Annotated in this window: 9 protein-coding genes; 8 read left to right on the forward strand and 1 reads right to left on the reverse strand. The window is 42.4% G+C overall.

The genetic code is table 11. The features are described from left to right. From CAG69_RS22450 to CAG69_RS04650, 7 genes are all read left to right on the forward strand, one after another. A partial coding sequence (locus tag CAG69_RS22450) for a type II secretion system F family protein (protein WP_237668037.1) occupies window positions 1–330 on the forward strand: 330 nt, incomplete at its 5' end. Then, complete coding sequence (locus CAG69_RS04625; RefSeq protein WP_045545306.1) at window positions 327–1,187, forward strand: type II secretion system F family protein; 861 nt, start codon at window positions 327–329, stop codon at window positions 1,185–1,187. The genes CAG69_RS22450 and CAG69_RS04625, both read left to right, overlap by 4 nt. Further along, on the forward strand, window positions 1,187–1,885 hold the full coding sequence (locus CAG69_RS04630) for a tetratricopeptide repeat protein (protein WP_161442953.1): 699 nt from the start codon (window positions 1,187–1,189) through the stop codon (window positions 1,883–1,885). The genes CAG69_RS04625 and CAG69_RS04630 overlap by 1 nt, the downstream gene beginning before the upstream one ends. Window positions 1,886–1,993: 108 nt before the next feature. After that, window positions 1,994–2,548: a TadE family protein gene (locus CAG69_RS04635; protein ID WP_082063947.1), complete on the forward strand. Its 555-nt coding sequence runs from the start codon at window positions 1,994–1,996 to the stop codon at window positions 2,546–2,548. Window positions 2,549–2,550: 2 nt separating this feature from the next. Further along, window positions 2,551–3,072, forward strand: coding sequence for a tight adherence pilus pseudopilin TadF (gene tadF, locus CAG69_RS04640; protein ID WP_141180363.1), 522 nt, complete (start codon window positions 2,551–2,553; stop codon window positions 3,070–3,072). Between the two features lie 2 nt (window positions 3,073–3,074). Further along, window positions 3,075–4,631, forward strand: coding sequence for a pilus assembly protein (locus tag CAG69_RS04645; protein WP_237668038.1), 1,557 nt, complete (start codon window positions 3,075–3,077; stop codon window positions 4,629–4,631). A gap of 5 nt (window positions 4,632–4,636) precedes the next feature. Then, window positions 4,637–5,326 carry an OmpA family protein gene (locus CAG69_RS04650; RefSeq protein WP_045545357.1) on the forward strand — a complete coding sequence of 230 codons (690 nt, stop codon included), beginning with the start codon at window positions 4,637–4,639 and terminating at the stop codon, window positions 5,324–5,326. A 98-nt stretch (window positions 5,327–5,424) separates the two neighbouring features. Here CAG69_RS04650 and CAG69_RS22700 read toward each other — a convergent pair whose 3' ends face one another. Next, complete coding sequence (locus CAG69_RS22700) at window positions 5,425–6,039, reverse strand: phosphatase PAP2 family protein (RefSeq protein ID WP_309474164.1); 615 nt, start codon at window positions 6,037–6,039, stop codon at window positions 5,425–5,427. Between CAG69_RS22700 and CAG69_RS22705 the strand changes: the two genes are divergently transcribed. Beyond that, window positions 6,031–6,180 (forward strand): hypothetical protein, encoded by a 150-nt coding sequence (locus CAG69_RS22705; RefSeq protein WP_337247410.1) that lies wholly within the window; start codon window positions 6,031–6,033, stop codon window positions 6,178–6,180. The genes CAG69_RS22700 and CAG69_RS22705 overlap by 9 nt on opposite strands. Window positions 6,181–6,557 lie beyond the last annotated feature (377 nt).

The raw sequence follows: 6,557 nt of genomic DNA on the forward strand, positions 1-6,557 counted from the left end.
GAGTACGTTTTTTTTACCATTACGGTACGTGCCAACCTGAACCGAGGAGGACAGTTAAAACATGTATTAGCGCGTTTAATTCGAATTTTAGTTGATGCAAGAACACTAGAATCGAAAAAAATGGCAATGACGTCAGAGGCAAGAATTTCAGCCAAAGTGGTTGCAGCGATTCCTTTGGCGTTCGCTATCATTATTAGTCAAATTAATCCCGACCATATTGAATTTGTGCTCAATGACCCACGTGGACAATTAGTATTGTATTATGTTGTCGGTAGTGAGTTGATCGGTCTGTTTATTGTTTGGCTTCTGGTAAAAGGAGTTAGGCGATGATTTTAGCAATAAGTGTGTTTTTAATTGTTTGCGCGCTGACTTTTGTCTTTTATGACTATTACTCGACACGCAAGCGTGAAATCGCACTAAATAAATATTTAAAACACCAATCCAAAAAAATGAAAAAGCAAAAAATGGAAACGTTTATCGTTGCATTTGGGGAGAGTGGTAAAAAAGACTTAGAACAAAAATTGTTAAACGCGGGTTATTACAATAAGCAGCTAGCGAAGTACTACTTTCCTTTTAAAGCTTTTCTCTTTGTGGTGGCATCATTAGTCATTTTCTTTATTGATGTGGCCATTAATAGCAAAATCATTTTGCTCCTCATCGCAGCGGTAACCATTATTGTGTTACCTGACTTTTTACTCGAGTTACGCCGACGTTGGCTTGTGCGTAAAATTTCAAAAAACCTTCCCTACGTGCTCGATATTATGTCGGTGTGTGTGCAAACGGGTATGACCATTGAGGCATCTTTTGCTTATTTGGCCAAAGAGCTAAAAATCTTCGATAAAGATCTGTGCTATCAAATCAATAAGACGTCCGAGTCAGGGAAAGTACACGGGATTGAAAAAGCCTTGCATGATCTGTCGCTGCGCTTGCCTGCACCAGAGATCAATAGTTTTGTGCTTACCATTATCCAAAACTTACATTATGGCGCCTCTGTTGCTGGTGTATTAAGTGACTTGGCAGAAGACATGCGCCGAATTCACTTACTCGAAGTAGAAGAGCGAATGGGGAAACTATCAGCCAAAATGAGTGTGCCTCTTATTTTGCTGATCATGTTTCCAATCGTTATTTTTATCCTCGCTCCGGGTTTCTTGCAAATCGATTTCTCGACACTTTCAGGGAGTGGGTAATGAAAAAAATCGCATTGATGGCTTTAACACTTTTTTCTCTCATGGGGTGCAGCTCGACGGCGTACAACGAAGAAAGTACTGTTGAAAGCATGAAACGTGTACAAAATCATGCAGGCCTTATTGAGCATTACAAAGCGCGCTTAGAACAAAAACCCAACGATGTACAAGTGATGCAGGATCTCGCTTTTGCTTATCTGGCAAAAGAGGATGTGGAGTCTGCAAAATTTTATGTTCAGCACTTATCTGAATTAGGAGTTGAAAATGCGCGACTTGCACAGCTAGGTGGGCAAGTTCATAGCCTCGAAGGCGAAGATGCATTAGCGTTGGAACAGTACCAACGTTCCATCGCTATGGGTAATAGTAGCGGAGAAATTCAGGTACTAACCGGCATTGCGTATAGTAACTTGGGTGAGTTCTCTTTGGCTATACGGGCTTTTAATCAAGCTCGCCTGAAGGGGTTTAGTGATGTAGCCATTAAGAATAATCTCGCTGTGGTCTATTTAGCTCAGCAGCAATATCATGACGTAATCGCGCTGCTTGCCCCTGTTTATCAGGAGAACCAAAGCAATGAAAAAGTACGTTCAAACTTAGCCATTGCCCTTTTCAAGGTAGGAGAAGTATCGCAAGCCAAAGAGTTACTTGAGGGCACTTTTTCTGATACGCAAGTTGCGCAAATATCCAAAACGCTTCATCGATAAAAGCGATAACGATAAGAAACGAAATGTATTAAAAAGTTACATCATTGAAATATGGCATGGGATACAGCGAAAGCCACAAAAGTGACACCGATAATTAGGGTGGACAATATGAAACGATTATTGACTCAATTTCAAAGAAATGTAGCCGCTAAATCTCGATCTAAGAGTAAGTCATCATCAAGGCGTTCACGGAAAAAAATACAAGGGGTTACGGCTGTAGAGTTTGCGCTCGGTGCATTGGTGCTAGCGATTTCACTGCTGATGTTGTTTGAGATGGGACTACGTATTTATACAATGAGTGTGGTTGAGTATGCCTTAAGAGAGACGGTGCGAAATACTAAGATATTTGAGGGTGGGAGTAACTATAGCAGCTATAATAATACATTGAGAGCAGCGTTAAATGAGAGCGGAACACTTTGGTCTGCGCTGACTCCAGCGGACAATTTTAGTATTTCGGGTAAGTACTACTTAACCTATCCGGATCTGATCGCAGATAGCAGCTTTTCAGATGCGGAAATGATGGAAGATGATTTGGGCTATCAGATTGCTGAGATTACGTTAACGTACAATTACCGTCCGGTTTTGAATGTGTTTTCTAGTGCCACTGTGCCTATTGTCAGAAGCACTTTGATCAATTTAGAGCACGAGGGTTGGGAGGAATAACCATGAAATTGCGTTCCCGACAAAAAGGCTCCTTCGCCATTGAGCTTTTCTTTGTGCTTATAGCGATCGTCACCATTTTTTATTTTATGACTGATCTGAGCGATAAATTGATGACAAGAGCAAAACTTGATCGCAGTAGTTTTGCCTTAGTAAACATACTAAAAGAGCGCACTCGGTATTACGATGAAAGAGTGAATTTAAATGCAATTGATACCTCCCACATGCAAATTTTGGCAGCGCGTTTGCTCGGTACTAGCCCCGATAGTATCGCTATTAAGATAGAAGCATTGCACAATAAAACCGTTTGGGAGCAGTTTGTAAGTACGGAATACGAGAACTTAGGCTGTAATGCTGTAGCGTTGAATGAAAAAGCTGATCTTGTCCCAGTTGAAAATAGCGTCGTCTTTCCTCTCTACCAAGTAACGCTGTGCCAAAAGGAAACGTCTTGGTTCGCGACGCTTTGGGGGAATAGCGGCGGGTCCACAATGACAATCTCATCCAGTTCTGTTGTGGTGGGGAGGTAACAATGGGTTTCATGAATAAGCCACAGTCTTGTCGCTCAACGTATTTTAGTAAAGCTACAGGTCGAGTCCTACTGGCAAGACGGTCCATGCGTCACCAAAAGGGGGTTGCCGCCATTTGGTTTGCAATTAGCCTTGTCCCTGTACTTGGTATCACGTTTTTTGCCGTAGAGGGCACTCGTTATATTCACGAGACAAGCCGTTTACGTGATGCTGCACAAAGTGCGGCGTTGGCGATTACGATTGACGATAAAGCAAACCAAGCGGACGCCTTAGCTACTCGATATATTCAAGATTATGTGCGGGATATTTCCCATGTCGATATTACTACGCTCAGAACATACCAAGAGCCGGATGAGGACGCTGGAGTCTTAGAAAAAATTCAATATTCAGTACAAGTGACCACAACCCATAATTCTTGGTTTGCCAGTAATTTGATCCCCTCATTTAAAGCGCAGGAGAAACTGGCAGGACAAGCCGTTGCAGCGAAGTATCCGTACTATTTGGGTGACAAAATCATTGACTTGGTTTTAGTGAGTGACTTTTCGGGCTCAATGAATTGGAAGTGGCAAGGTAAAGTCAAAATCAACTTACTAAAAGGAGCCGTTGAGCAGATATCTGACCGTATTTTAGTCCCGAGAACCGGTGAAACCGAGGTGCTCAATCGGGTGGCGATTGTGCCGTTTAACTTGAGGGTACAAGAGAAAATGCAGGGCTCTCTTTTTTCAAGTAGTCAAGTCAGATACAGAAACGATGTGAGAACAAATGTCTCATCGGTAACCTATGAACAAGTGGACTGGTCAGCTTGGGCTAGTTCCTCTGAGAGAGATGTAGAGCGTTGTGCCGCTTGGTGGAGTTGGTGGTGTAATAGCCAGCAAAAAGAACAAGCACGACGAGTTCTCGACGTATTAGATCAAAATGGCAGCAGCAACTATCTGGAGGTGCCGGTTTACATTGATTACGCTACATCGGTGAATGATATGTTTAACGATAAGGTGTCGGATCCGAACTTTAATTTCCATTTTGATTCCAACAACAACAACCTTTATAGAGATAGCTTAACAAGCCCTGGCAAGAATGGCTTTTATACTATTCCGCTTACTGCGGACAAAAGCAAACTTGCAGAAATGCAAGGAATGCGAGCCGGAGGTGGTACGGCTGTTTATCAAGGTTTATTGCGTGGTTTTCAAGCCATGGATAAAGGGCGTCCCGCCAGTGGAAGTACTGAGGATGAGATTGAACAATATAACGAGCGGCTGAAAATGCTGATCGTGATCAGCGATGGTGAGGAAGACCCATTTGGAAATATTTTGCCAAACCTTGTTGATCAAGGCATGTGCGATAAAGCGCGAGCGCACTTTGAATCAGCGAAGGGCTACTTATACATTGGCGTAATTGGGGTGGATTTTCAGGCATCGGCACAAAGCGGCTTCCAAGATTGCGTGCTGAACCCAGACGAAGACATTATTGATGTAACAGAAACGGAAGATTTTATTAAAAAAATCGAAGAATTAATTCAAAAAGGATCTCGTGGTACTGGTGAATCGAGACTATATGGGTGAAAGATATGACCAATAAAAAAGTAATGGCAGTAATGCTGGTGGTCGGTTTTACAACGTTAAATGCCAATGCCAACGACATCAGTTCAACATTAACAGAGTACTGCGCCACTGCGTTTTATGAATATTCGCATTCAATCACAGTCGGAGAAGTGACGGGCGTTGGCACACATCGCAATGGTTTTTTGCAAGTGACCGAAAAAAGCGATGACCAAGCTCTTAAACAGGCGCTGATGAAAAAATCATCACTGTTAACCGTTCCGAGTGAATGTTTAACCTATATCTCAAACTTAGGTATTGCACAATTTAGTGGTGAAGTGGGTGACAAGGGACAACTGGTTGCACGGGTTCACTTTGCTTTTGATCGTTTCAATCTTTCATCATTGGCTAGAGATGTGTTAAGCAGTGTGGCGCGTCAATTGGCTCTAAGTAATTATCGAGTGACGGTTGAAGGGCATACTGACTGGATCGGTACCGATACTTACAACCAAGAGCTTGGCTTGAACCGCGCGCACAGCACCGCCAATGAATTGGTGAAATATGGGGTGAAACGGGAAAATACAGAGCTGAAGTCATTTGGTGAATCTGAACCGATTGCTAGCAATGAAACCCCCCAAGGACGCTCTAAAAACCGCCGAGCGGATGTCTACATACCAGCTGAAGAGCGAGAGTCACCAAGCCATAAAGCTATCCCATAACCGCTATATCCCCCCCCTCCCGCTTCTACACGGGCGGGGGAGTTTTTTCCTTACTTCAACACATACTTCTATTAGAACTGGCGCTTTGGGGATCAATCTCAAACCGCCATGGTATTGCGTTTGATGAACCAACCAACTGTCTTCCACAATAAAACAGTTAACAGCGTCCCCACATAGCCATCAATGGCATAATGCCAACCTAAATGTACCGAGCCGATTTGTATCAGGATAGCAAAAGCGTAAGCAAAGTAACCGAGCTTTTTATTCAGTCTGCAAATGGACAACGCCATCAATACAGACATAGATACGTGCATACTCGGCATCGCGGAAATACCAGAGCCAAAACTATTGGCATTCTCTAGGTATTCATGCCACAGGTAGTCTTGTGTCGACAAAGACCATAAAGGGGATGCGCCAATGTTCTCCAGATACAGACTTTGAGCGGTGAGTAATTTCATCAACGGTGCGTACTGAGCGTCACCGGTCAAAAGTTCCATATAGCAAGGGCCTGCAGAAGAAAATAAGGTAGCGAACCATATACTATTTATCATCCATAGCAGTGCGAATGTGAGCAGAAATTGCAATCTCAATAATGGAAGTTTGTAATAGATGCAAAAAAAGAATGCGCTCCCCCACATTAGAAAAAACCATAGGTTGTAAGCAAAATTGATACTAAGTGAAGCCCACGGGCTAGAGAACAAGCTATGAGTCAATTCCCATGGTGCAACGCCAAAATGAAGCAGCCTATCAAGCTCAGCAAAGGTATGATCCCATTTGAATGGATTTATGAGTGGGATAAGCGACTTCAGAAACGTATGGTTAGTTACAATAAAATTGATAGCGAGCAACGATAAAAAAATAGAGATGGTTCGGTATAGAGGAAAAATAGTTGATGAACTTTTTTCTTAAAACGATTCAAAGGACGCTTTTCTCGTTGGACCAGTAAATAGAAATAATAATACATACCTGCCCCTAAAATAGCGGCGCAAGTCGTAACTGTGAAGAGGTGGTAATAAGTAGAAAATGAGTAATTGATAGGGGAATCAAGGTACCAAGAGCAAAAGTAAATAATGGCAGTAGATCCAAAACTGTATAGATAAAAAATGATATCAGTACTCAGTTCATCCTTTACTGATTTTATCCAAGATGACGTTTTTTGCTGCCAACTGAGGTTGAGCTCTTAATTATTCTCTTGTTCCATCGATGCTCCCATCTTCTTATTTTTTATTAG

The sequence above is a fragment of the Vibrio sp. V43_P6S15P86 genome (assembly GCF_009904725.1).
Classification (GTDB): domain Bacteria; phylum Pseudomonadota; class Gammaproteobacteria; order Enterobacterales; family Vibrionaceae; genus Vibrio; species Vibrio diabolicus.

What these genes read in the sequence shown, in the direction of transcription:
- CAG69_RS04625 (WP_045545306.1), top strand. Translation starts at nt 327, where the DNA reads ATGATTTTAGCAATAAGTGTGTTTTTAATTGTTTGCGCGCTGACTTTT.
- CAG69_RS04630 (WP_161442953.1), top strand. Translation starts at nt 1,187, where the DNA reads ATGAAAAAAATCGCATTGATGGCTTTAACACTTTTTTCTCTCATGGGG.
- CAG69_RS04635 (WP_082063947.1), top strand. Translation starts at nt 1,994, where the DNA reads ATGAAACGATTATTGACTCAATTTCAAAGAAATGTAGCCGCTAAATCT.
- tadF (WP_141180363.1), top strand. Translation starts at nt 2,551, where the DNA reads ATGAAATTGCGTTCCCGACAAAAAGGCTCCTTCGCCATTGAGCTTTTC.
- CAG69_RS04645 (WP_237668038.1), top strand. Translation starts at nt 3,075, where the DNA reads ATGGGTTTCATGAATAAGCCACAGTCTTGTCGCTCAACGTATTTTAGT.
- CAG69_RS04650 (WP_045545357.1), top strand. Translation starts at nt 4,637, where the DNA reads ATGACCAATAAAAAAGTAATGGCAGTAATGCTGGTGGTCGGTTTTACA.
- CAG69_RS22705 (WP_337247410.1), top strand. Translation starts at nt 6,031, where the DNA reads ATGAGTCAATTCCCATGGTGCAACGCCAAAATGAAGCAGCCTATCAAG.